We start from the raw sequence: 24,862 nt of genomic DNA, 5'->3' as shown, positions 1-24,862 counted from the left end.
AACTGCCTAAATATCAGTCTCCCCGATAAAGGCGATCGTTTTTAGGCATGGCAGCACGCCAACGCATCATACCGGTTCGCCGTGAGTACAATCGCTGGGTCGCAAACCAGACGCTGGAAGACTATGCGCTGCGGTTTACCGCAAAGAGCGCTAGGCGGTTTTCGTCGAGCCGGATTTCGCAGACGGCGATCGGTGCGATCTCGTTTCTGGCGCTGGAGGCGATCGGCGGGGCGATTACGCTCTCCTACGGCACGACCAACGCGTTTTTCGCCATTCTGGGGGCCGCTCTCGTCATGCTGGTCGTGGGATTGCCGATCAGCCGCTATGCGATCCGCCACGGGGTCGATATCGATCTCCTCACCCGCGGCGCCTCGTTCGGTTATATCGGCTCCACCATCACCTCGCTGATCTATGCGAGCTTCACCTTCATGCTGTTTGCGATCGAGGCCTCGATCATGACCGGCGCGCTTGATCTCGCCTTCGGCATTCCGCCCTGGATCGGCTATATCATCTCGGCCGCGGTGGTGATCCCGCTGGTCATCTACGGCGTGCAGTTGATCTCGCGCTTCCAGCTTCTGACCCAACCGTTCTGGATCATCCTCAACATTCTGCCCTTTGTCTTCATCGCCTTTATGGACTGGCAGAAATTCGACCTCTGGCGCGCCTTTGCCGGCATCGGCCATTCGAACGGCGAAGTCGGCGGGGCCGCGCCGTTCGATCTGGTGGAGTTCGGGGCAGCGTCGGCCGTCATCCTGGCGCTGATGCCCCAAATCGGCGAGCAGGTCGACTTCCTGCGCTTTCTGCCGCCGGAAGGGCAGCGCAAATGGCGCCACCGGTTCGCCGTGTTTCTGGCCGGACCCGGCTGGGTTCTGGTCGGCGTGCCAAAGCTTCTCGCAGGCTCCTTCCTCGCCGTGCTGACGCTTTCGAGCGCCGTGCCGGTCGAGGACGCGGCCGATCCCGCCCACATGTACCTCGCCGCGTTCGGCTACATGATCCCCAACGAAACCGCGGCGCTGATGCTGATGGCGGCTTTCGTGGTCGTGTCGCAGCTGAAGATCAACGTGATGAACGCCTATGCGGGGTCGCTTGCCTGGTCGAACTTTTTCTCGCGGCTGACCCACAGCCATCCGGGCCGCGTCGTCTGGCTGGTGTTCAACGTCATCATCGCGCTGCTTCTGATGGAACTCGGCATCTACCGGCTCCTCGAGGAAACGCTCGGCATCTTCTCGATCGTCGCGATGAGCTGGCTCTGCACGATCTCGGCAGATCTCTTCATCAACAAGCCGCTCGGTCTGTCGCCGCCCGGCATCGAGTTCAAGCGCGCCCATCTCTATGACGTCAACCCGGTCGGGCTCGGCGCCATGTTCACCGCGACCGGCATCGCACTGACCGCCCATCTCGGCCTGTTCGGCCCGCTGATGGCGTCGCTCGCTACCTATCTGACACTGACGGCCTTCCTGGTGTCGCCGGCGATCGCCTTTGCCACGAAGGGCAAATACTATCTCGCCAGAAAGCCGCGCCAGAGCTGGAAGACGCTCGGTTCGATCACCTGCTCGATCTGCGAACACCCGTTCGAGCACGAGGACATGGCCTGGTGCCCGGCCTATGCGGCGCCGATATGCTCGCTCTGCTGTTCGCTGGACAGCCGCTGCCACGACATGTGCAAGCCGCATGCGCGTCTGAACACGCAGATCGGCACGGTGGCGCGCACATTCCTCACCGAAAGCGTCATTGCAAAGCTCACGACCCGGCTCGGCCGCTACGGGATGACGGCTGTGATCTCGATCTCGGCGATTGGCGCCATCCTGTCATTGATCGCCTATCAGGTGGGCGAGGCGGCACCCGCCAATGCCGATGTCATCTACGGCACGATCCTGATCGTCTTCTTCGTCTTTGCCATCATCACCGGCATTTTTTCCTGGTTCTACGTGCTGGCCCATGACAGCCGGATGGTGGCCGAGGAGGAATCCTCGCGGCAGAACACGCTTCTGCTCAAGGAAATCTCGGCACACAAGAAGACCGATGCGGCGCTGCAGGATGCCAAGGAAACCGCAGAAGCTGCCAACCGCGCCAAGAGCCGGTATGTCGTCGGCCTCAGCCACGAGCTGCGCACGCCCCTCAACGCCGTGTTGGGCTATGCCCAGATCCTGGAGCGCGACGACACCATCCCTGCCCCGCGGCAGTCGGCAATCAAGGTCATCAAGCGCAGCGCGGATCATCTTTCCGGCCTGATCGACGGGCTGCTGGACATTTCCAAGATCGAGGCCGGGCGGCTGCAGGTCTATTCCAACGAGATCAACATCCAGGATTTCCTCGACCAGATCGTCGAGATGTTCAGCCTCCAGGCGCAGGCCAAGGGCCTTGCCTTCGAACACGTGCGCGCCCGCACGCTTCCGCAATATGTCCGCACCGACGAAAAGCGGCTTCGCCAGATCCTCGTCAACATCCTTTCCAACGCGGTCAAATTCACCGACGAGGGAACTGTTCGTTTCGAGATCGCCTATCGCAGTCAGGTGGCCACCTTCACCGTGACCGATACCGGCCGTGGCATTGCGGAGAAGGATCTCGGCCGCATCTACGAGCCGTTCCAGCGCGGCGAGGCGGAAAGCATACGGCCGATGCCGGGACTTGGGCTCGGCCTGACGATCACGCAGCTTCTGACCAACACGCTCGGCGGCGAAATCTCGGTTGCCAGTACGAAGGGTGAAGGCTCCACCTTCAAGGTGCGCCTCATGCTCTCGGCCATCGAGCGGCCGAATACGACGCCGGAGGCCGAGCGCAAGATCGTCTCCTATACCGGGCCGCGCCGCACCATCGTCGTGGTGGACGACAACCAGGATCACCGCGACCTGATGCGCGAAGTGCTGGCGCCGATGGATTTCGTCATCCTGACCGCCGTCGACGGACCGGAATGCCTGACGCTGATCGAGGGTGTGCGGCCGGATCTTTTTCTGGTCGATATCTCCATGCCCGGCATGAGCGGCTGGCAGCTTGTTTCGCGGTTGCGCGAGGAGGGCCAGACGGCGCCCATGATCATGCTCTCGGCCAATATCGGCGATGGCACGACCGCGGATGCCGGTGGCGAAGGGCATGACGATACGCTTTCAAAGCCCGTCAACCTGCGCCGCCTTGCCGACAAGCTTGCCTCGCATCTCTCCCTTAAATGGGTCTACGAGGACGAAGCGCCGGCACTGGCGCTTTCGGCATTGGTCAAGCAGCCGGTCATCAGCCCCGGGACGGGCCATCTTCAGGATCTCCTGCGGCTCGGTGAAATCGGTTACGTGCGCGGCATCGAAGCCAAGCTCGCGGATCTTGCGACGGATCAATCCCACCGCCCGTTCGCGGAAGAGCTCGGAACCTATGTAAAGGCCTTCGACATGGCCGGTTACATGAAATACCTGGAACGCATGGAGACAGCGGAACTGGAAGAACGGGAAAACAGCGATGGCTGACGCGACGACACCGCGCGATATCGTCCTCCTGGTGGACGACAGTCCCGACACGCTCGGCTTCCTGACCGAAGCGCTGGAGCAATCCGGCTTTTCGGTGCTGATCGCCACGTCGGGTCAGGCAGCGCTTTCGATCGTCGAGCGCATCACGCCCGATCTGATCCTGCTCGACGCCGTGATGCCCGGCATGGACGGGTTCGAGACCTGCCGCAGACTGAAGGCGCATGCGGCAGCTCAAGTGCCAGTGATCTTCATGACGGGCCTGACCGAAACCGAACACGTCGTCAACGCGCTGGATAGCGGCGGCGTCGACTATCTGAGCAAGCCGATCAATATCGACGAGCTGCGGGCGAGAATACGGGTGCATCTTTCCAACGCCCGCTCCGCCCAGAGCGCCCGCGTCGCGCTCGATGCCGCCGGCCGGCATCTGCTTGCTGTGCGAAACGACGGTTCGATCCGCTGGTCGACGCCGCAAGCAACGCGGCTGATGAATGCCGCAACGGAAAGCGATGACGGAATCGCGATCGTCGCGGGCCGCATCGGCGGCTGGATGGCGGAGCGCGATACGGCAGGCTTTGCCCGCAACGCCGCCTTCTCGCTGTCCGAAAACCTGCAGACCAGCCTGCAGTTTGCGTTTCTCGGCGCGATCGGCGCCGACGAATTCCTGTTCCGGCTGTCGGCCGCTGTCATCAAGCGGCCGGACGACGAAATCCTGCGCCAGCACTTTCCGCTGACGCAACGGGAGTCGGAAGTGCTTCTATGGATCGCCAAGGGCAAGGCGAACAAAGATATCGGCGATATCCTCGGCCTATCGGCCCGCACCGTGAACAAGCATCTCGAGCAGATCTACATCAAGCTCGGCGTCGAAAACCGCGCCTCGGCAGCGGTTATGGCGGCGAACGTCCTGCACACAGGCGACCGGCCGGACTAGACGCAAACGGACCGACCGGGGCCAGACACTTGCAGTCGGCGATGCCAAGGGATAGATCCGCGCGCACCCTCAACGGCTTAGACAAGCCGCATCCGGAACTCCGCAGTCATGACTACTCAATCGCCTTTGACGGCACAGACGCCCCACGACGCAGATAACTCCCCGACGGCGGAACGGGTGAGGAAACGCGTCGTCCTGCATTTCCCGGGCTTCGAGCCGCTCGATGCCGGCATGCACCATGCCCGCTATGTGCGCGCGGCGGCCCAGAGCGCTAAGACATGGAACCTGGATCTCCAGGCGGGCGATCTGCAGCGGACCGCAAAGACTGCGTATTTCGACATCGCCTGTAGCGCCCCGGATCCAGCCGACGGCGGCACGCAAAGCCGGTTCTACATCTTCGACCATTGCGCGCTGGTGGACAGCCTGAACGGCAAGCCGCTGCTGCGCCGTATTCTCAACGGTTATGGAAGCGCCTTGCGCATCGTCACCCAGGGCGGCATGGCCGGCTATCTCAGGCATGCATGGCGGTTCGGCCTGTTTTTCCTGTTTCCATTCCTGCTGGTGGCGGTAGCGCTTGGGCTCACCGCCGTGATCGCTGCCCTGCCCGCACTGCTCGGGCTCAATATGTTGCATCTGTTGTGGAGCATACCGCTTGGTCTTGCGCTGTTCCGCTACGCCTTCCTGCCCTTCATGGCACGGTTTCACACGCTGCACCTGTTTGCCGACTGGGAGATGGCCGACGCGATGGGCAATCTCGACAGGCCCGATGTCAACGCCTGGCTGGCGAGCTGCATGGAGGGTGTCCGCGAGGCACTGACTGAGGATGCGGACGAATATCTCATCACGTCGCACAGCATGGGATCGGCTGTCGCGACCCACGTGATCGGCATGCTGCTTGCGGAAAGTCCTGATGCGTTCAGGCGGGGCCCCGCTCGGAGCGAACGCAAGGTGAGCTTCGTGACGCTCGGTGGCGCGATCCTGCAATGCTCGCTGCTGCGGCCCGCTACGACATTGCGCGAATGTGTCGGCCGCATTGCCCGAGCACCACAGATCTTCTGGCTGGAGGTTCAGTGCCTAACCGACAGCATTCATTTCTACAAGAGCCGCGTCGTGGCGCTGGCAGGACATGAAGATGCACCCCAGGCGACGCTTGCCTTCATCAGGGTCAAGCGGATGATGGCGCCCGAGCGCTACAACAGGATCAAGCGCGATTTCCTGCGCGTGCACCGTCAATACGTTCTGGGATCGGAAGCAAAGTCGAATTTCGATTTCACACTGATGACCGCCGGCCCTCTTCCCGCGGCGCGCTTTGCCAGTTTCACCCCCGAAAGTTTCTGATGGGATTTTCAGGGTGCGAGCTCGGGAAACTTCCAGCTCGATATCTGAACCCTGCAGGCATCAATGCAAAAAGCCCGGCCAATGGCCGGGCTTCCTGTCGAATGATGGTTCAAGCCTTGAAGGCTCAGCCCTGCGGGAAGTAGCTGTACTTGCCGTCCGGACCCTTCTTCCACTCGTACATGACGTAGCCTGGGAGCTTTGGGTCGCCCTTGGCGTCGAAAGCCATGTCGCCGAGAACGGTCTTGAACGGACCCTTTTCCTTGAGAGCCTTGGCAACGACTTCTGCGTCGTCAGGGCTGCCAGCAAGCTTGATGCCTTCGGCGATGACCTGAACGGCTGCGTAGGAATAGAGCGTGTAGGCTTCAGGGTTGAAGCCGGCAGCCTTGAACTTGGCAACCAGTTCCTTGTTCTCCGGACGCAGTGTCGGATCGGGACCGAACGTGTTCAGCGTGCCTTCGACTGCATCGCCAGCGATCGAGGCCAGTTCGTTGGAGACGATACCGTCACCCGATACGAGCGTTGCCTTGAGGCCAGCATCCTTCGCCTGACGGATGATCAGGCCGGCTTCCGTGTGGAGACCACCCCAGTAGATGATCGAAACGCCGGCTTCCTTCATCTTGGAAATCAGCGCCGAGAAATCCTTGTCGCCGACGTTGACGCCTTCGCGGATGACCTGCTTCTTGCCGGCCGCGTTGTAGGCTTTCATGGTTTCTTCAGCGAGACCCTGGCCGTAAGGTGTCTTGTCGTCGATGATCGCGATTTTTGCATCGGCGAACTTCTCGGCGAGATACTTGCCGGCGACGCCGCCCTGCTGGTCGTCACGGCCGCAGGTGCGGAACGTGTTCCACAGACCGCGCTCGGTGAAGACAGGGTTGGTTGCTGCAGGGGTGACTTCGAGCATGCCGTTTTCGGCATAGACTTCCTGCGAAGCCGGGATCGAAACGCCCGAGTTGAAGTGACCGACCACATACTTCACGCCATCGGACGCGAACTTGTTGGCAACGGAAATGCCCTGCTTCGGATCGGAAACGTCGTCGCCGAGCGCGATGACCAGCTTTTCGCCGTTGATGCCGCCGGCGGCATTGATATCGGCGATAGCCTGTTCAGCACCCTTCTGCAGCTGCGCGCCGAATGCAGCATTCGGGCCGGTCAGCGGGCCGCCAACGCCGATAATGATATCGGCCCAGGCGTTGCCGCTGAATGCGACCATCGCCGTCAGCGCGACGGCGGAAAGAAGAGACTTCTTCATTGATTTACTCCCAGTTTTTAGGTGAGCGGTTTTTTGGGACCCGGACGCAATACCCACCATCATTGCGCCGGAGAAATGTTCCACCCTCTGGTGTATTCTTATTTGACCCAACCCAATCTGAAGTCAGAAATGAGCGACTGTCAATCTTTCTTCTTCCATGAGAAAGCGGAGACAGGCTGATAGAGCCAGTAGTAGTTCTGAACCATCTGACGGGTGCGGCGAATGCGGAATCCGGAGATGGAAAACGCCATCAGCAGCACTACATCGATGATGTAATGGAACGGGCTGATGAACGGTCCCTGGAACAGCGCGTAGTGCATGAACTGCATTGCGACGGCCAGCAGCAGCGTGTAGGCGATGACATGGCCATAGCCGTTCCAGCCTTCTGCGACCGCCTTGCCGGCGCGCCACGCCGTCCAAAAGCCGAGGACCATGACGAGTGCGCGCAGGAAATAACGCACGCCAGTATCGGTTTCGAAAAACAGGCCCTGCATCTCAGTGTCCCCCGGTCGCCGGAATGATGATCATGGTGCTCAATGCCGGCCCCCCTCGAGATAGGCGGCGCGGACTTCGGGATTTGCGAGCAGTTCCTTGCCGGAGCCGGACATCGTCACCTTGCCATTGACCATCACATAGGCGCGATCGGACAGTTTGAGTGCCGCAAACGCGTTCTGCTCGACGAGGAACACGGTGAGCCCCTCTTCCTTGTTCAGCTTCTTGATCGCCTCGAAAATGCCCTTGACGATCAGTGGTGCGAGGCCGAGCGACGGCTCGTCCAGAAGAAGGAGTTTCGGACGCGCCATCAGTGCACGGCCGATCGACAGCATCTGCTGCTCGCCGCCCGACAGCGTGCCGCCGCGTTGGGCCTGGCGTTCCTTGAGGCGCGGAAACAGGGTGAAGATCTTTTCGACGTCCTCTTTGAAATACTTGAGGTTGTCGAGACCGGCGCCCATCTGCAGGTTTTCGTGCACGGTCATGCGCGGAAAGATGCGGCGGCCTTCCGGCGACTGGGCAATACGGCGGCGCGCAATCAGATGCGTCGGCACCTGCGTGATGTCTTCGCCGTCGAAGATGACCTGACCCTTGCGGGCCTGCGGGCTGCCGCAGATCGTCATCATCAGCGTCGACTTGCCGGCACCGTTGGCGCCGATCAGACTGACGATCTCGCCCTTGTTGACTTCGACATTGACGCCGTCGAGGGCCCGGATGTTGCCGTAGTAGGTTTCGACGCCCTGGACTTTCAGAAGGGGTTCACCGGCCATCAGACGGACCCCTCTTCGATAATGCCCTTGTCGAGCTTTTCCTCGATTTCTTCAACTTCATCATCCTCGACACCGAGATAGGCTGCGATCACCCTCGGGTCGTTCTTCACGTGATCAGGCGTTCCGTCGGAAATCTTCTGGCCGTATTCCAGAACCACGACGTGATCCGAAATCTCCATGACGACGGACATGTCGTGCTCGATCAGGAGCAGCGACGTGCCTTCGTCGCGGATGCCGCGCAACAGCGCGTTGAGCGTCAGCGATTCCTTCGGGTTGAGACCGGCGGCGGGCTCGTCCAGGCACAGAAGTTCCGGCCCGGTGCACATGGCGCGGGCAATTTCCAGCCGGCGCTGGGCACCATAGGAAAGATCGCCGGCCGGGTCGTCGGCGCGGTCCGTCAGATCCGCCTTGTCCAGCCAGTATTCGGCCTTTTCGATTGCGGCCTTGGCAGCGTTCTTGTAGGTCGGCAGACCCAAGAGGCCGAGGATCGTGTAACCCGAAGCCTTCATCAGCACGTTGTGCTGCGCAACCAGCAGGTTTTCGAGAACCGTCAGGCCGGAAAACAGCCGGATGTTCTGGAAGGTACGGGCAACACCCGCGACCTTGTTGATCTCGAAATCGCGAAGGCGTTCCAGAAGGAACTCCCGGCCGTTGCTGCGATGCAGGGTCAGCATGCCCATCGTCGGCTTGTAAAAGCCGGTGATGCAGTTGAACACCGTCGTCTTGCCGGCGCCGTTCGGGCCAATCAGCGCGGTGATTTCGCCGCGCTTGGCTTCGAACGAGAAGTCGTCGATCGCCATCAGGCCACCAAACCGCATCGACAGATGCTCGACCCTCAGGATCGTGTCTTTCGTCATAGTCGTCATATCCGTCGCCATCAGCCGTGGCCTTCCTTGGTGAAGCTGCCGGAGATGGCCTTTCGCTCCTTCAGGAAGGCTGTCGGCTCACGCGAGCCCACGAAGCCACGCGGCTTGAACAGCATGACGATGATCATCGCCAGCCCGAACAGCAGCATGCGGTAGAGTTCCGGAGTGAAGTCGGGGCCGAAGATGATCTTCAGGAACGACATCTCGCGCAGGATTTCGGTGCCGCCGACCATGATGACAGCCGCGATCGCGATACCGGTCAGAGAACCCATGCCGCCGAGAACCACGATGGCGAGGATCACAGCCGATTCCAGGAAGACGAAGCTTTCCGGAGAGACGAAGCCCTGGCGGGTCGCGAAGAAGGAGCCCGCAAAACCGCCGAACATCGCGCCCGTGGCAAATGCCGTGAGCTTGGTGGTGACGGTGTTGATGCCGAGCGAGCGGCAGGCGATTTCATCTTCGCGCAACGCTTCCCATGCACGACCGATCGGCATGCGACGCAGGCGAATGGTGACGTAGGCCGTCAGCATGCAGAGCGCGAGGATGATGTAGAACAGGAAGATCTTGTAATAGACCGACGAAGCCGAGAGGCCCCAGGCCTTGACGAAGTTGTTCGGGGAGCCCGTATCGAACGACCAGATGCCGAAGAACGACGCCTTGGCGATGCCCGAGATGCCGAACGTGCCCTTGGTGACGTCGGTCCAGTTGATCAGAACAAGCCGGATGATTTCCCCGAAGGCGAGCGTCACGATGGCAAGGTAGTCACCCCGCAATCTCAACACCGGGAAGCCGAGGATGACGCCCCAGAGCGCGGCGAGAATGCCGGACATCGGCAGCAGCAGCCAGAACGAGAAGCCGAAATAGGATGACAGAAGCGCGTAGGAATAGGCGCCGACCGCATAGAAGGCGACATAGCCAAGATCGAGCAGACCGGCGAGACCGACGACGATGTTGAGGCCCCAGGCGAGCATCACATAGATGAGGATCTGGATGCCGAAGTTGTCGACATATTTCAGCGAGCCCTGCTTGCCGACGATCAGCAGCGACAGGAATGGATAGATGAGCAGGAAGACCAGCGCGAACTTGAGGAAGTGGCGATGGAAGAAGCTCTTCTCTTCCGAAATCTCGAGAATGCCGGCTTTGGCCTTGGCAAGTTTGCGACGGTCGAGATGGGGCTTGATAAAGGCGACGGTCATGAAGCGACCGACGGCAGCGACTGCCACGAACACCGCAAGCAGGCCCCAGCGGGTGCGCCAGACGAGCTGGTTGTTGATGTCCTGATAGGTCTCGATGCCGACGAACAGGAGGAACATCAGGAAGGCGATGACGCCCGCAAATATGCCTTCCTTGATCGCCTTGGCCATGACGTTGTTGGGAACGGTTTCCGATACGGTCGCCATGTTACACCTTCTCCACTTCAGGACGACCGAGGATGCCGGTCGGCTTGAAGATCAGCACGAAGGCGAGGATCGCAAAGGTCGCGACATCCTTGTAGGCGATCGAGAAATACGCCGACCACAGGCTTTCGATGAGGCCGATCAGCAACCCGCCGAGCACGGCGCCCGGCAGCGAGCCGATGCCGCCGAGAACGGCTGCGGTGAATGCCTTCACACCCGGAATGAAGCCGTCGTTGAACGAGGCGACACCGTAATACATCAGGTACATGGCACCGGCGACGGCAGCGAGAGCCGCGCCCATGATGAAGGTGATCGAGATCGTCTTGTCGACGTCGACGCCGAGCAGAGCCGCCATCTTGCGATCCTGTTCGGTGGCGCGCTGGGCACGGCCGAGCGGCGTCTTGTTGACGATGTACCAGAACGCAAACAGCAGGATCGAGGTGATCACGACGATCAGGATCTGCTTCAGCGACACCGTGATCGCACCGAAATGATAGGTGTCGGTGACCAGCGGCGGGATCGGCTTGTTGCGCGGACCCTGCGTCACCTGGATGAAGTTCGACAGGAAGATCGACATGCCGATCGCGGTGATCAGCGGCGCCAGGCGGAACGAGCCGCGCAGCGGACGGTAGGCGATCCGCTCGATCGTCCAGTTCCACAGGCCTGTCATCAGCATGCCGACGAGCAGCATCAGCAAAAGCAGCAGCGCCACCGGAATGCCGGCGAAGAAGGATGTGGCAAGCAGGAACACGATCAGGGCGGCAAAGCCGCCGAGCATGAAGATGTCACCATGGGCAAAGTTGATCATGCCGATGATGCCGTAAACCATCGTATAGCCGATTGCCACGAGCCCATAGATGGATCCGAGAGTCAGCCCGTTTATGAGCTGCTGGATAAAATATTCCATATATTTTCCCCTGCGGATGCGATCCTTGGCGGCCGCATCTTTCGCTTGAATGTCCCTGATAGGATCTTCAATTTTTTTGATTCCTACCGGTTTCGATCGAAATGTGAAGTGCAAAAGAAAGAGGCAGACATAATTTCAGTGGCTTTTGCAGCACGTGACGCAAATCCGCTTGGCATTGTTGAAAAAACGGCACGATTTCCACACGAATGGCAAAAACTATAGAGAAATAACCTCTGGTCTGCTTCGGTCTTGGCTTATCCGCTTCTTCAGCTTTCGACGGTCAGGACCGCATGCGCGAGCCGTTGGCGTCAAAGATCGGATGCGGCTGAAGCCGGGCGATGAGCATCTCGCCTAGCACCTCGATCTGCCACCCCTCCTCGGTTCGGGAGACCTCTTTCGGCACATAGCCCATGGCGACCGACACGCCGGCGGCATGGGCGTAACCGCCCGATGTCACCCAGCCGCAGACCTGGCCGTCAAGCGAGATCGGCTCGTCGCCGAGCACGTCCGCATCTTTTGCATCGACGACGAAGGTGACGAGACGCAGCGCGCCGCCCTCCGCCTTTTCCTCGATCGCCGCGGCCTTGCCGATGAAATCGGCCTCCTTGCCATAGGCGATAAAGCGACCGAGCCCCGCTTCCACGGGACCGTAAAGCGGCCGGTATTCGCGAGACCAGCTGCCGAAGGATTTTTCGACACGTAGCGCATTCAAGGCGCGGAGGCCGAACAGGGTGATCCCGAACTCCGAACCGGCCTCCATGATGAGATCGAACAGATAGCGCTGATATTCCGGCTTCATCCAAAGCTCGAAGCCGAGATCGCCGGTATAGCTGACGCGGCCGAGGATGACCGGCGCCATGCCGAGATCGATCTCGACGATGCCCATGAACGGCAGAGCCGCATCTGAAAGGTCGAGATGGGTGAGCTTCTGCAGCACATCGCGTGACCGGGGCCCCGCAATCGACAGGCCGACCAGACCGAGATTAAGGCAATCGAACGAAACCGAATCATCGTCCGGCAGATGCGTCTCGAACCAGCGCATATGATAGTCTTCGGCAATGCCGGAGCCGATCAGCAGGAACGCATCGTCGCCGAGATTGGCGAGCGTGAAATCGCCGATCAGCTTGCCGGCCTCGTTCAGCATCGGCGAAAGCGCCATGCGGCCGACGGGCGGAACCTTGCCCGCAAGAATATGGTCGAGCCAGGCATGCGCCCCCTCGCCCCCGATCGAATATTTGGCGAACCCCGAGGTCTCCATCAACCCGACACTGTCGCGGACCGCCTTTGCCTCGCGGCCGACATGCTCGAAATCGGTGGATCGGCGCCAGGAAAACGCATCCTCGATGCCTTCAGGCGCAAACCACAGCGGCGTTTCCAGCCCGTAAGATGCGCCGAACACGGCACCCCTCGCCTTCAGCGCGTCGTAGATCGGCGTCGTCAGCAGCGGCCGCGCCGCCGGCAGTTCCTCGTTAGGATAGCGGATCGAGAAGCGGCGGGAATAGTTTTCGCGCACCTTCGCATTGGTATAGGCAAGCGACGCATAATCGCCGTAGCGGGTTACATCCATGGCAAACACGTCGAAGCCGGGGTCGCCCTCGACGATCCAGTTGGCAAGCGCCAGCCCGACGCCGCCGCCTTGGCTGAACCCGGCCATGACAGCGCAGGCCGACCAGAAATTCGTCATGCCGCGCACGGGCCCGACAAGCGGGTTGCCGTCTGGCGAAAAGGTGAAGGGCCCGTTGATGATCGTCTTGATGCCGGCATTGTTGAAGGCCGGGAAATGCCGGAAGCCAACCTCCAGCTCGTTCGTAATGCGCTCAAGGTCCTCGCCCAAGAGTTCATGGCCGAACGTCCAGGGCGTCTCGATCGGCGACCAGGGCCGGCAATCCTTTTCATAGGTGCCCATCAGCATGCCGTTGCGTTCCTGGCGAATGTAGATCTCGCCATCGAAATCGACGCAGTGCATCAGCTCGCGGCCGGACGTCTTGTTGAAGTCGATGACCTCGGGCATGTCCTCGGTGATCAGATACATGTGCTCCATGGCGAGAACCGGCAGTTCCAGCCCGACCATGCGCCCCACTTCACGGGCCCAGAGACCGGCCGCATTCACCACATGTTCGCAGCGGATCTCGCCCTTGTCCGTGATCACCCGCCATGTTCCGTCGGGAAGCTGCACCAGATCCTCGACCTTCGTGTGCAGGTAGATCTCGGCGCCGTTCTTCTTGGCCGATTTCGCATAGGCATGGGTTGTGCCGTAGGGGTCGAGATGGCCCTCATGCGGATCGAACACGGCGCCCACAAACTGGGTCGGGTCGAGCAGCGGCATCATCGCATGCGCTTCCTCGACCGAGACGAGCCGTGCCTCACCATTCGCGTATTTGCCCTTGGCGAGCAGCGACTTGAACCAGTCGAACCGCTCCGGCGTCGCCGCCAGCATCAGTCCGGAGGTCATGTGCAGGCCAATGTCCTGACCGGAATAGGCCTCGATTTCCTTGTAGAGCTCGACCGTGTATTTCTGCAGCTTGGCAACGTTCGGATCGCCGTTGATCGTATGCATGCCCCCCGCTGCATGCCAGGTGGAGCCGGAGGTGAGTTCCGAACGCTCGAGCAACACGACATCGCTCCAGCCGAGCTTGGTCAGATGGTAGAGGACCGAACATCCGACGACACCGCCACCGATGACGACAACTAGAGCATGGCTTTTCATGGATCCCGTTCCCCTAACTCGATGCCTGTTTGGGGTGAGCCTAGAACCTCCCGAGAATTGCCAATAGGCTGTTCTGCGAACCCGGATTTGTCGTTTCCGACATAGTCGCTGTTCGTTTCGCGCCATCTTGCGACCGGAGCCTGAAACTAATTTTTCAATCGCCGCGTATGCCTTGTCATGAACGCCACGCAACAGGGAATAGCGCCATGACAAACGTGCTGAGCTTCGATGAACTGGTAGGCAGCGTATTGACCACGATGCGCGATGCGACACCGCGCAAGACAATCGAGTTCGGCGTGATCCAGGGCTTCTGCCGCGATTTCGCCGAGGACCTCGCCCCCGAATTCGTCGACCTCCTGAACCGCGTCGAAGGCCTCCACAGCCTCGTCCCGGCGCTGGAAAAGCGGCCGGACCTCGTCATGGCAGCATCGCAGGAAAAGGGTCTCTGGAGCTTCGTTCGCGAGAAGCACTGAGGCGCTTCGATGCTCAGACCGCTGACAACCCTGAAGAAGCTCATTTGACAAGAGCGACACCCTATCCTCTCTCATCCTCGCCCTTGTGGCGGGGATCCAGTCAGCTCAAGTCCTTGAGCTGAAGGAGTCTTTGACCCGACAGACGTCGTGTCGCTGGATCCCCGCCACAAGGGCGAGGATGAGGGGAGTTTGGGCAACCGCCCACCACGGTCACCCGCCCGAAAACGATGCCGTCAGGGCGAATTCGCGGCCCATTTCCATCAGGTCCTCGTAGACCGAGCCGGCGAACGACCGGGGCGTGATGATCTCGAAGGCATCGGGGCCGGTGCGCGCCAAATTCACTGCGACGTGGCCGAACAGCATGTTTGCGGAATGCCCCGGCGCAAACGCCTGCGGATGCAGATCGACGCCGACGCATTTTGCAAGGATCTTCCGCACGCTGGGTCCCGAAATCGCCATCAGCACCTTGCCGTCGCTCTGGTCGACGACGGAGGCGCCGGATATTTCGGATAAGTGACCGGCAACGGTCTCTGAGCCTGCGGTGAGCGACACCGCCAGCCATTCCGCCGGGCCGCAGAAGCGCGGCGCGATATCCGGGGCAGCCTCGAGTGCTAGGCCCACGGCCTGCTCCTGGCCCGCATGGGCAAGCACCGAAAAGATCACCGGCCGCCGCGCGACGGACAGGTGGTTGGGGTTGGCGCTCGTCTCGAAGCCCAGGATGTGATCTTCGAGCGCATGGCGGTGGAGAAGTGTCAGAGCCATCGTCATGCCCTCAAAGATGCAGTTTTGTGTTTTGTGGATCGACAAAGACCGGCAGGCAGACTTCCGCCGCGACTTCGGTGCCGCGAAGGCCGTCCCAGACAGTGATCTTCTCGCCGATCCGTTCGCGGCCGGATTTGAGAAGGCCGAGACCGATCGTGTGTCCGAGCGTCGGCGAATAGCAGGCTGATGATACGAAGCCCTGGTCGCCCGCAAGCGTCGCGGCCGCGCCATCTTTCAACAGATGGGCGCCCGCCATGAACTCCTTGTCGGTTTCCACAGGCTTCAGGCCGACGAGTTGGAGGCGATCGGCGGCGGTGAGGCCGAAACGGGTCGAGAGGCGCTTGCCGATGAAATCCGGCTTGGTCATCGCCATCATCTTTCCGTAACCGAGATCGTCGGGTGTCGTGCGGCCTTCCAGTTCGGCATGGGTGACAAAGCCTTTTTCGATCCGCAGGACGTTGAGCGCCTCGACGCCGTAGGCACAGATCCCGTCCTCGCGGCCCGCTTGCATGATCGCATCGGCCACGGCTTCGCCATAGCCTGCGGGTACCGCCAGTTCGTAGGCGAGTTCGCCCGAAAACGAGATGCGGAACAGGCGCGCCTTCCGCCCGCCCTTGAGCGTGACGACCTTCGCACCGAGAAACGGTATTGCCGCATCGGAAATGTCGTCTTCCACGATCCGGGCAAGGATGATCCGCGCCTTCGGTCCGGCCAGCGACATCTGCGCCCACTGGTCGGAGGAGGACACGAAGCGCACGTCGAGATGAGGCCAGAAGGTCTGGCTTGCAAATTCCAGATGCGCCATCACCTCTGTCGCGTAAGCCGTCGTGGTGGTCATCACATAGTGGTTTTCCGACAGGCGGCTGGTCGTGCCGTCGTCGAACACCATCCCATCCTCGCGCAGCATCAGGCCGTAACGCGCCTTGCCGACCGGCAGCTTCAGGAAGGCGTTGGAATAGACCCGGTTCAGGAATTCAGCAGCACCTGTGCCAAAAATCTCGATCTTGCCGAGCGTCGAGACATCGCAGAGACCGGCGTTTTCGCGCACATTGCGCACTTCACGGTCAACGCTGTCGCGCCAGGTCTTTTCTCCGTCGCGCGCGAACCAGGATGAGCGGTACCAGAGGCCGCTTTCCACGAAGGTCGCGCCGTTCTTCTTCGCCCAGCCATGCAGCGGCGAGGTCCTGACGGGCGCTGCATGCTCGGCCCGCGACGTGCCGGCAAGCGCACCCATCGAGACCGGCGTGTAGAACGGCCGGAAGGTCGTGGTGCCGATTTCGGCCGGCGACACGCCGCGCATGGCAGCGACAATCCCGATCGTCGCGACATTGCCGAGCTTGCCCTGGTCGGTCGCCATGCCGGACGTGGTGTAGCGCTTGGTATGCTCGATATGCCGGAAACCCTCGCGCTGGGCGAGGCCGAGATCGCCCACATGGACATCGTTCTGGAAGTCGACGAAGGCCTTGTCCTTGGCACCCGGCACATACCAGAGCGGCGCGAAATCAGGATCGTATTCGCCTTCCACCTCGGGAATGTTTGCTTCATAGGCGGCAAAGCCGAGTTCGGTCGAAAACGCAGCTGCCTTCGATGCCCCGTCGCGAAGGCAGGCGGCGATGGTGTCGGCACCGGCAGCCGAGCCGGCAGCAACAAAGTTTGCGCCCACATCCGGCGCCACAAACGCCTTCGCCGCGTCCGACCACACGGGCTTGGCACCGCGCTGGCACATCAGATGCACGATCGGCGACCAGCCGCCGGCCATGGCCAGCGCATCGCAGGCGATCTCCTCCTCGAAACCCGCCCGCTCTGCGACCAGTGCATCGATACGGTTGCGGCCTTTGGTTGCGACGACGGCACCGCCATGGATGACACGAACGCCATAAGGCGCCGGATCGGTGGACGCTGCACGCGCATCGATGATCGCGGAAACCTCGACGCCACGGGCGGAAAGATCCGCCGCCGTGCGATAGCCGGAGCCGCCATTGGTAAAGACGGCCACTTTGGAGCCGACAGCCACGCCATACCGATTGAGATAGGTGCGCGCCGCATTGGCGGTCATCACGCCCGGCCGGTCGTTGCCGCCGAACACGAGAGGCCGCTCTTCGGCACCGGAGGCAAGGATCGCCCGTTTGGCGACGATGCGCCAGACACACTCCACCGGCAGATCCGGCGACGGTGTCTGCACGTGTTTCTGTACCCGCTCGACGGCGCCGAACACCATGTCGTCATACCAGCCGAAGACGGTGGTGCGCGGCATCATCGTCACGTTCGGAAATGACGCGAGTTCCTCGACCAGACTTGCCGCGTAATCGCTCGCCACCTGCCCGCCGATCACGACGTTTTCGGATAGCAGCGAGCCCCCGAAGCGGGCGCTTTCATCCGCAATCAGCACACGCGCGCCGGCCCGGGCGGCAGAAAGTGCTGCCATCAGTCCCGCAGGTCCTGAGCCGACGACGAGGAGATCGCAATGCGCCCAGGCTTTTTCGTAGCGGTCCGGATCCGCTTGCATGGTGAGCTTGCCGAGACCGGCAGCGCGGCGAATGACAGGCTCGTAGAGCTTTTCCCAGAGCATCGCCGGCCACATGAAGGTCTTGTAGTAGAAGCCGGCGCCCAGAAACGGCGACAGCAGGCCGTTGACCGCTCCCATATCGAAGGCAAGCGACGGCCAGCGGTTCTGGCTGACGGCGGTGAGGCCATTGTAGAGCTCGGCCACCGTCGCGCGCACGTTCGGCTCAGACCGGGCACCGCTGCCAACAGTCATCAATGCGTTGGGCTCGGCGGAACCTGATGTCACCGGGCCACGCGGGCGGTGATACTTAAAGCTGCGGCCCATCAGCATCTGGTCGTTGGCGATCAGCGCCGAGGCGAGCGTATCGCCGTCGAACCCGGTATAGCTTTTGCCGTCGAACGTGAATGTCAGGGGATTGGCCCGGTTGACGAGACCGCCGGCATCAAGACGATAGGCGCTCATCGGCTCCCCTCCTGAGATGCTTGCGCATCCGTCACACCGAAGACCTCATGCGTGAGGTTGTCGCGATCGACCACCAGCCAGCGGCGGCAGCCGGCCGCGTGATGCCAGTATTCCTGATATCGGCCCTTTGGATTGTCGCGGACATAGACATAGCGGTGCCAGGCCTCGTCCTTTTCGGACGCCGACGGGCGGGCAATCACGGCGCCGCGCACCGAAAACTCTTCCTTCGGCCGCGTTCCGCAATGGGGGCAGGTAATCAGGCTTGCCATGTCTTAATCTCGGTCTTTGTGTCAGGCTCAGTCTTGGGTCTTCGTCTCGGTGCGGATACGGCTCAGTGCATGTTCGGTTGCGGGCCTTTGCCACCCTCGTCGAGCACATAGCCTCGCTCGAACCGGTCGAGCCGCATGAAGCGCGAGACGTGATGGGTTTCGTTCTTGGCAATCAGATGCGCGAAGCAGAATCCTGAGGCCGGCGTGGCCTTGAAGCCGCCGTAGCACCAGCCGGCGTTGAGATAGAGATTGTCGATCGGCGTGCGGTCGATGATCGGTGATCCGTCCATCGACATGTCCATCACGCCACCCCAGGCCCGCAGCGCCTTGGCGCGCGAAAGTCCGGGGATCAGCGACACGCCCTCCTGCATCGTCTCCTCGACGGTCGCAAGATTGCCGCGCTGAGCATAGGAGGAATAGTAGTCGATATTGGCACCGAACACGAGACCGCCCTTGCCCGACTGCGAGATGTAGAAATGTCCCGCGCCATAGGTGATGACGTTGTCGATGACAGGCTTCAGCCCCTCCGACACGAAAGCCTGCAGCACATGCGTCTCGATGGGCAAAGCCAGATCCGCCATCCGCCCGACCGTCGTCGTGTTGCCGGCAGCGGCCAGCGCCAGCCGGTTGCAGCCGATAAAGCCCTTGGTCGTCTCGACGCCCTCGACTTCGCCGCCCGGTCCACGGCGAATGCCCGTCACCTCGCAATGCTGGATGATATCGACACCTCTCGCATCGGCACCCCGTGCGTAGCCCCAGGCGACCGCATCGTGACGCACCGTGCCGCCGCGCTTTTGCAGGAGACCGCCCATGACGGGAAAGCGGCCGTGGTCGAAATTAAGATAGGGCGCGAGCCTTCGCACCTGTTCGCGGTCGAGCAGATCCGCATCGACGCCGTGAAGCCGCATCGCATTGCCGCGACGCGCGTATTCATCGCGCTGGCCGTCGGAATGGAAAAGATTCAGCACGCCACGCTGCGACACCATGGCATTGTAGTTGAAGTCCCGCTCCAGCCCTTCCCACAACTTCAAGGACATCTCGTAGAACGGATTATTGCCTTCCAGCAGGTAGTTGGACCGGATGATCGTGGTGTTGCGGCCGACATTGCCCGACCCGATATAGCCCTTCTCGATCACAGCGACATTGGTGATGCCGAATTCCTTGGCAAGGTAGTAGGCCGTCGCCAGACCATGCCCGCCACCGCCGACGATGATCACATCGTAATGCGGTTTCGGCTCCGGCTCGCGCCATGCCGGCGTCCAGCGACGATTGCCCGAAAGCGCCTGCTTGATGATCGATAAGGCGGAATATCGCATGCCGTGTTCCCGTGCTCGTTGCGCCCACATTCGCACATGCGGACGAAGAAACAAGGGCAATCGGGACATCAGAACGCCTGTTTGAAGCCATGGCGAGACAAGCCCCCACACCGTTGCCGTCCCGCCACGCCGGACGTTGCGGGCGCCGATTTTGGCGCAGGCACGTATTATATTTCAGTTACTTAACACGAGTTACATCCTCACGCGCGGGCACGGCCGTAAAATCCACGCGACCAACACTGGCCAACCTTTGGGAGCGCGACATGCCCGATACGACCACCCAACTCGACATGCCCTTCATCCTGCCGTCGCAGGCGCAAAAACACATCACTCACAACGAGGCGCTGCTTGTTCTGGACGCGCTGGTGCATCTGACAATCCTCTCCGAACTGTCGGCTCCGCCGACGACGCCGGCCGAGGGCAATCGCCATCTGGTCGGCGCTGGCGCAACCGGTGAATGGACGGGCAAGACCGGGTGCGTCGCCGCCTGGCAGGACGGCGCCTGGACCTTCCTGACCGTGAAGACGGGATGGCGGGCATGGTTTGCGGAAACTTCTCGCCTGCGGGTCTTCGACGGCGCTACCTGGCGGGATGTTCCGCTGCCGGATCAGGGCACCCTGAGCCTGCTCGGCATAAACGCTGTCGCCGATGCCACCAACCGATTGTCGCTGTCGTCTCCTGCAAGCCTCTTCAACCACGCCGGCAACGGCCACCAGATCAAGGTCAACAAGGCGGCCGCAACCGACACCGCATCGCTGCTGTTCCAGTCCAACTGGACCGGGTTCGCAGAAATGGGGCTTGCCGGAAACACCGAATTCTCCATCAAGATCAGCGACGGCACCACCTGGCGCACGGGTCTCGCCATCAGCCCGACAGGTCGTGTCAGCCGACCCAACCAGCCGGCAGCGCGCGCCTATCGCACAGGCACCACGTTCACACCGACATCGGGTCAGCAGAGCGGCTTTACCACCTACGCCCTCAACCAGGGCAGTTTCGTGCTTGGGGCTGCGGCCGCGGGTGGCGGCAACGCGATCACGATTCCTGCCGCGGGCATCTACCTCGTCACCCTCAATCTCGTCGCCACCACATCGTCTGGGCATGGGGCGGTGCTGCTGCGCAAAGGTACGGAGACACTGATGACACTCAACGGCACAACGGGTGGCGCGCAGTCGCAAGGCGCAAGCGGCGTGTTTTCGCTGAGCGCAGGCGATAGCCTGACGCTTCAGCACTCCGGCACCGCACAGGTGACACTGGGTGCCGGCAAGACGGAGCTCTCGCTGACCCTGCTCTGACTAAAATCGACGTGGCCGATTATCGCAATTCCAGTTGCAAAGATCGGCCATTTTACCCGCGCGGTGGCCACAATGTGTCCTCTTCCGGAGCAGCCATGAAATAAAACAAGAAATTCATCACTTAAGACAACTCTAACAATGCCTTGTTTTAAAAGGTTTTTGTCGGCTCGAATCAAGTGAATTGCGACCAATGCGGGTTTGGCCACAAATGGCGCGTCTCGTTTAGTCAAATGTTAAAACTGCCCCGGTAGGCTCTCGTTTGTGGTCTTGCGTTGTGTAGAGAGTCCAATGACCGAAATGATACGTCCCCGAGTTAAATATGTCATCGGTCCCGATGGCAGCCCGCTTACGATTGCGGATCTTCCGCCGGCCAATACGCGCCGCTGGGTTATCCGTCGTAAGGCAGAGGTTGTCGCCGCGGTTCGCGGCGGCCTGTTGAGCTTGGAAGAAGCCTGCGAGCGTTATACGCTCACCGTCGAAGAATTCCTGTCCTGGCAAGCGTCTATCAACGACCACGGCCTGGCCGGTCTTCGGACCACCCGCATTCAGCAGTACCGCCATTAGGCGAAGTCAGCAGACCACTGTTCATCGGTAAAATCGAAGTGCCGTTGCCTCACCGCAGCGGCACTTTTTATTTGCCCTGGTTTGAAATTTATCGGGACAAGGACGGTTCTCGCCGCGCCAGTTGCGGCAATATGCCCGCGATGATCGCCGAGGCCGCATAGAACCACAGGCCGGGTTGCGTTACTGCCTGCGCGAGGCCGGACGTCTTGGCCGCAAACACCACGAGTGCCACCAGCATCACATCCATCATCGACCATTTCGCAAGATGCGGCATCACGCGCGCGAAAAATCCCGGCTGACGATTGCCGCGAAAGGCTTGCGCGCCGAGCGCCATAAGCTTTGCAACCGGGAAGACGATCGAGAACAGTCCGACGATCAGCGAAAGCGCAACATCGCCCTGCCCCCAAAGAGCCGAAACCAGTTCGACCAGCGACGGCGTCTCGCGGAAAAAATACAGGCGGTCGAAGCGAATGATCGGCAGGGTCAGACCCAGGGCCAGAAAAACACAAGCGACGGCATAAAGCGAAAACCAGATGAGCCTTCTCATCGGGCACCCATAGCAAAGCTTGGGCCACACGTCTGCCCTGCCGCTCCGTGGAAAAAGTCGAAAAAGCAAAAACGGGGGCACCGGTCCGCGGTCCCCTCGTCAAAGTCCTCTCGCTATCGTGTGATGCGCTCGGCTGTCGACCAGCCGCGAGGCATCAGGCGCGGGCGCGCATACCGGTGTCGCGCTCTTCGAGCGCCGACGCCTTGGCGAATTCGGCTTCCGCTTCTTCCAGTGCGAGTTCGGCAGATTCCTGCTGGACCCGAAGGTCCCGGATCGAGACTTGCAGATTGTCGGCCCGCTGGCGGGCAGCCTTGGCAAAAGTTGGATAGGCGAAGTGATTCGGGTCGGAAATTCCCGATTTCTTCTCCTCGACGGTGATCTGGTGCTCCAGTTCCTTCGCCATTCTTTCGAATTCGGCCATCATCGTCTGCAACTGCTGCAGTTGACGACGCTTTTCGTTAACCTGAAAGTTCTTCAGGCGAACAAGATTGTCACGCGATTTCATACGCAATACTCCGTGGATAGCGAGACCCAGGCCGGTAAACCCCTGTTCAATACAGTGCGAGGCTCAAAAAATTTCCGAGGCGTTAACAAATTTGGCGCCGCGTTAACCTTTCATTTACAGGCATCATTAACAATAAGCCTGATCATTTAAGGGTCGGTAAATGCCAAGGCCGGTTTTCGGTCACGACAATGTCGGAGTCGTTTGAATCACTTAGCGGGGTTTCCTCCTCCGCTGAATCAAGCTGGCGATGGCCAATCCTTAAAGTAAAACAGGCTGCTACTAATTTTGCTTAACAAAATGATGCACCTTGCCAGGACCGCTCATAATTTGTTAACCAGTTTCTGGCAGCTTCCAAATCAGGCTCAGTCTGGATCCGTATCGAGTAAGGGGGCATCGGTAACCTTACGCGGCGGTAAAGGGGAAAATTATGCGGGTTCTACTCATCGAAGATGACAGCGCGACGGCCCAGTCGATCGAGCTGATGCTGAAATCGGAAAGCTTCAATTGCTATACGACCGACCTTGGCGAAGAAGGCGTCGACCTTGGTAAGTTGTATGACTACGATATCATTCTTCTTGACCTCAATCTCCCCGACATGTCGGGTTATGAAGTGCTTCGCACTCTGAGATTGTCAAAGGTCAAGACGCCAATCCTGATCCTGTCGGGCATGGCGGGCATCGAAGACAAGGTACGAGGCCTTGGTTTCGGCGCAGACGACTACATGACCAAGCCGTTCCACAAGGACGAACTGGTTGCACGTATCCACGCCATCGTTCGCCGTTCGAAGGGCCATGCCCAGTCGATCATCATCACCGGCGAACTGATCGTGAACCTCGACGCCAAGACCGTCGAAGTCGGCGGCCAGCGTGTGCACCTGACGGGCAAGGAATACCAGATGCTGGAGCTTCTTTCGCTCCGCAAGGGGACCACGCTCACCAAGGAAATGTTCCTCAACCACCTTTATGGCGGTATGGACGAGCCGGAACTGAAGATCATCGACGTCTTCATCTGCAAGCTGCGCAAGAAGCTCGCAAATGCGGCCGGTGGCGCGAACTACATCGAGACTGTCTGGGGCCGTGGCTACGTGCTGCGCGAACCTGACAATGTCGAGCTCGCAGAAACCGCCTGAGCCTGAAAACTTTTCCCTATCCCGGATTGAAGAGCACCCGCGCAAGCGGGTGTTTTTGCGTTTGAGATTGCCGAGGTGAAAGCGCTGAGGATTGACGAATTCAGTGCGGTGTCCGGATCAAGTTTCCATAAACACGGTTCGAGCTTGGTGCCACTCGTCCCAGCAGTTCTCAGGATCGATGTCGAGATAGCCGCGCTGCTCGTCCATTTTCTGAGCAACATCACGGGAAACTGCGAGGACCTCACACGTGTCGGTGATTTCGAGGACCTCGTCTTCCGTCAGAGGGCTCCCCTTCGCTCTCTCGCTTTGAAGTAGCGTCGCGATGAGACTGGGTACGGGGTAGAGAACGAGAAGTTGTCTTCGCTCACAGGACACCTCCGAGACGCGGCTTCACTCAGCGCACGCCGCAAACGCTGAAACTATCAAGCCGCAACAGCGAAGCCGCCGAACACCGATGTCAGGATCTTGCGGTCGAAAGGTTTGAGGAGAAAATCGCTGGCGCCGGCGCGTTTGCCGGCCATCATCTTCTTCAGGTCCGTCTCGATGACGCAGTAGAAGATCTTGACGTCCTTGCCGCGATCCATTGCCCGGACAGAGGCGATCAGACCGAGCGCGTCGTCGAGGCCTGCATCGACGATCAGGAAGTTCGGCAAGGTTGCACGGCAGCCGGTCAGTGCTTCCTGCGCAGTGCCCGCTTCGGAAACCAGAAAGCCGATCTCCGAGAGAATGCGCTTGCCCACTTTGCGCACGATGTCCGAACTGTCTGCAATCATCATTCGCTGCATCGTGTTTCCCCTGATGCTGTGCCCGTCCCTGGGCAACATCCACCATGACCCGAATGAAGCTAAGAAAGAGTTACGCGTCAGGCGCAGCGCGAAAAGCGCGGGCCGCCTCAAGGCAACCCGCGCTTTTCACATGTCAGAGCGCTTGA

21 protein-coding genes are annotated in these 24,862 nt (G+C 60.5%); 7 read left to right on the top strand and 14 right to left on the bottom strand.

Annotation, left to right across the window (positions count from 1 at the left end):
* Positions 1 to 47 precede the first annotated feature (47 nt).
* The 3 genes from BLW69_RS04250 (at position 48) to BLW69_RS04240 (ending at position 5,718) form a co-directional block, all read left to right on the top strand.
* Positions 48 to 3,452, top strand: a complete 3,405-nt coding sequence (locus BLW69_RS04250; RefSeq protein WP_092660122.1) for a hybrid sensor histidine kinase/response regulator — start codon at positions 48 to 50, stop codon at positions 3,450 to 3,452.
* On the top strand, positions 3,445 to 4,380 hold the full coding sequence (locus tag BLW69_RS04245) for a response regulator transcription factor (protein ID WP_092660120.1): 936 nt from the start codon (positions 3,445 to 3,447) through the stop codon (positions 4,378 to 4,380). Before BLW69_RS04250 ends, BLW69_RS04245 begins: the two co-directional genes overlap by 8 nt.
* A 108-nt stretch (positions 4,381 to 4,488) precedes the next feature.
* A complete protein-coding gene (locus tag BLW69_RS04240; RefSeq protein ID WP_244508736.1) occupies positions 4,489 to 5,718 on the top strand; it encodes a hypothetical protein in 1,230 nt (409 codons plus the stop codon).
* Between the two features lie 124 nt (positions 5,719 to 5,842).
* On the opposite strand, the gene BLW69_RS04235 is transcribed toward BLW69_RS04240, so the two are convergent.
* The 7 genes from BLW69_RS04235 to BLW69_RS04205 form a co-directional block, all read right to left on the bottom strand.
* Positions 5,843 to 6,967, bottom strand: coding sequence for a branched-chain amino acid ABC transporter substrate-binding protein (locus BLW69_RS04235; protein WP_062455215.1), 1,125 nt, complete (start codon positions 6,965 to 6,967; stop codon positions 5,843 to 5,845).
* 140 nt (positions 6,968 to 7,107) lie between these two features.
* Positions 7,108 to 7,461, bottom strand: coding sequence for a DUF6867 family protein (locus BLW69_RS04230; protein WP_062455213.1), 354 nt, complete (start codon positions 7,459 to 7,461; stop codon positions 7,108 to 7,110).
* A 39-nt stretch (positions 7,462 to 7,500) separates the two neighbouring features.
* A complete protein-coding gene (locus BLW69_RS04225; protein WP_062455212.1) occupies positions 7,501 to 8,229 on the bottom strand; it encodes an ABC transporter ATP-binding protein in 729 nt (242 codons plus the stop codon).
* Entirely contained in the window at positions 8,229 to 9,107 is an 879-nt protein-coding gene (locus tag BLW69_RS04220; RefSeq protein WP_062455210.1) for an ABC transporter ATP-binding protein, read from the bottom strand. The genes BLW69_RS04225 and BLW69_RS04220 overlap by 1 nt, the downstream gene beginning before the upstream one ends.
* Entirely contained in the window at positions 9,107 to 10,495 is a 1,389-nt protein-coding gene (gene livM, locus BLW69_RS04215; protein WP_092660116.1) for a high-affinity branched-chain amino acid ABC transporter permease LivM, read from the bottom strand. Before livM ends, BLW69_RS04220 begins: the two co-directional genes overlap by 1 nt.
* A gap of 1 nt (position 10,496) precedes the next feature.
* Entirely contained in the window at positions 10,497 to 11,399 is a 903-nt protein-coding gene (locus tag BLW69_RS04210; protein WP_062455207.1) for a branched-chain amino acid ABC transporter permease, read from the bottom strand.
* A 280-nt stretch (positions 11,400 to 11,679) separates the two neighbouring features.
* Positions 11,680 to 14,106 (bottom strand): GcvT family protein, encoded by a 2,427-nt coding sequence (locus BLW69_RS04205; RefSeq protein ID WP_092660114.1) that lies wholly within the window; start codon positions 14,104 to 14,106, stop codon positions 11,680 to 11,682.
* 206 nt (positions 14,107 to 14,312) lie between these two features.
* On the opposite strand from BLW69_RS04205, the gene BLW69_RS04200 reads away from it, so the two are divergent.
* The gene (locus BLW69_RS04200) at positions 14,313 to 14,579 is read left to right on the top strand and encodes a hypothetical protein (RefSeq protein ID WP_092660112.1); all 267 of its coding nucleotides are present in this window, start codon (positions 14,313 to 14,315) and stop codon (positions 14,577 to 14,579) included.
* 210 nt (positions 14,580 to 14,789) lie between these two features.
* On the opposite strand, the gene BLW69_RS04195 is transcribed toward BLW69_RS04200, so the two are convergent.
* The 4 genes from BLW69_RS04195 to BLW69_RS04180 form a co-directional block, all read right to left on the bottom strand.
* Positions 14,790 to 15,341 carry a sarcosine oxidase subunit gamma gene (locus BLW69_RS04195; RefSeq protein ID WP_092661036.1) on the bottom strand — a complete coding sequence of 184 codons (552 nt, stop codon included), beginning with the start codon at positions 15,339 to 15,341 and terminating at the stop codon, positions 14,790 to 14,792.
* Between the two features lie 10 nt (positions 15,342 to 15,351).
* A complete protein-coding gene (locus BLW69_RS04190; protein ID WP_092660110.1) occupies positions 15,352 to 18,309 on the bottom strand; it encodes a sarcosine oxidase subunit alpha family protein in 2,958 nt (985 codons plus the stop codon).
* The gene (locus tag BLW69_RS04185) at positions 18,306 to 18,578 is read right to left on the bottom strand and encodes a sarcosine oxidase subunit delta (protein WP_062582640.1); all 273 of its coding nucleotides are present in this window, start codon (positions 18,576 to 18,578) and stop codon (positions 18,306 to 18,308) included. The genes BLW69_RS04190 and BLW69_RS04185 overlap by 4 nt, the downstream gene beginning before the upstream one ends.
* Positions 18,579 to 18,640: 62 nt before the next feature.
* On the bottom strand, positions 18,641 to 19,894 hold the full coding sequence (locus tag BLW69_RS04180; protein WP_092660108.1) for a sarcosine oxidase subunit beta family protein: 1,254 nt from the start codon (positions 19,892 to 19,894) through the stop codon (positions 18,641 to 18,643).
* 263 nt (positions 19,895 to 20,157) lie between these two features.
* Between BLW69_RS04180 and BLW69_RS04175 the strand changes: the two genes are divergently transcribed.
* A complete protein-coding gene (locus tag BLW69_RS04175) occupies positions 20,158 to 21,186 on the top strand; it encodes a DUF2793 domain-containing protein (protein ID WP_092660106.1) in 1,029 nt (342 codons plus the stop codon).
* Positions 21,187 to 21,474: 288 nt separating this feature from the next.
* Positions 21,475 to 21,750 (top strand): CtrA inhibitor SciP, encoded by a 276-nt coding sequence (locus BLW69_RS04170; protein ID WP_062455190.1) that lies wholly within the window; start codon positions 21,475 to 21,477, stop codon positions 21,748 to 21,750.
* Between the two features lie 88 nt (positions 21,751 to 21,838).
* Here the strand turns inward: BLW69_RS04170 and BLW69_RS04165 are convergent, their stop codons facing one another.
* Entirely contained in the window at positions 21,839 to 22,297 is a 459-nt protein-coding gene (locus BLW69_RS04165) for a paraquat-inducible protein A (protein WP_092660104.1), read from the bottom strand.
* A gap of 154 nt (positions 22,298 to 22,451) precedes the next feature.
* Positions 22,452 to 22,802: a flagellar export protein FliJ gene (locus BLW69_RS04160; protein WP_092660102.1), complete on the bottom strand. Its 351-nt coding sequence runs from the start codon at positions 22,800 to 22,802 to the stop codon at positions 22,452 to 22,454.
* Between the two features lie 427 nt (positions 22,803 to 23,229).
* On the opposite strand from BLW69_RS04160, the gene ctrA reads away from it, so the two are divergent.
* The gene (ctrA, locus tag BLW69_RS04155) at positions 23,230 to 23,931 is read left to right on the top strand and encodes a response regulator transcription factor CtrA (RefSeq protein WP_062455185.1); all 702 of its coding nucleotides are present in this window, start codon (positions 23,230 to 23,232) and stop codon (positions 23,929 to 23,931) included.
* A 422-nt stretch (positions 23,932 to 24,353) separates the two neighbouring features.
* On the opposite strand, the gene BLW69_RS04145 is transcribed toward ctrA, so the two are convergent.
* On the bottom strand, positions 24,354 to 24,716 hold the full coding sequence (locus BLW69_RS04145; protein ID WP_062455181.1) for a response regulator: 363 nt from the start codon (positions 24,714 to 24,716) through the stop codon (positions 24,354 to 24,356).
* Between the last annotated feature and the right edge of the window lie 146 nt (positions 24,717 to 24,862).

It is taken from the genome of Rhizobium sp. NFR12 (assembly GCF_900108545.1).
Lineage (GTDB): Bacteria > Pseudomonadota > Alphaproteobacteria > Rhizobiales > Rhizobiaceae > Neorhizobium > Neorhizobium soli.
Note: the sequence above shows the minus strand (reverse complement) of the source record. Positions and strands in the feature narration are given on the sequence as shown.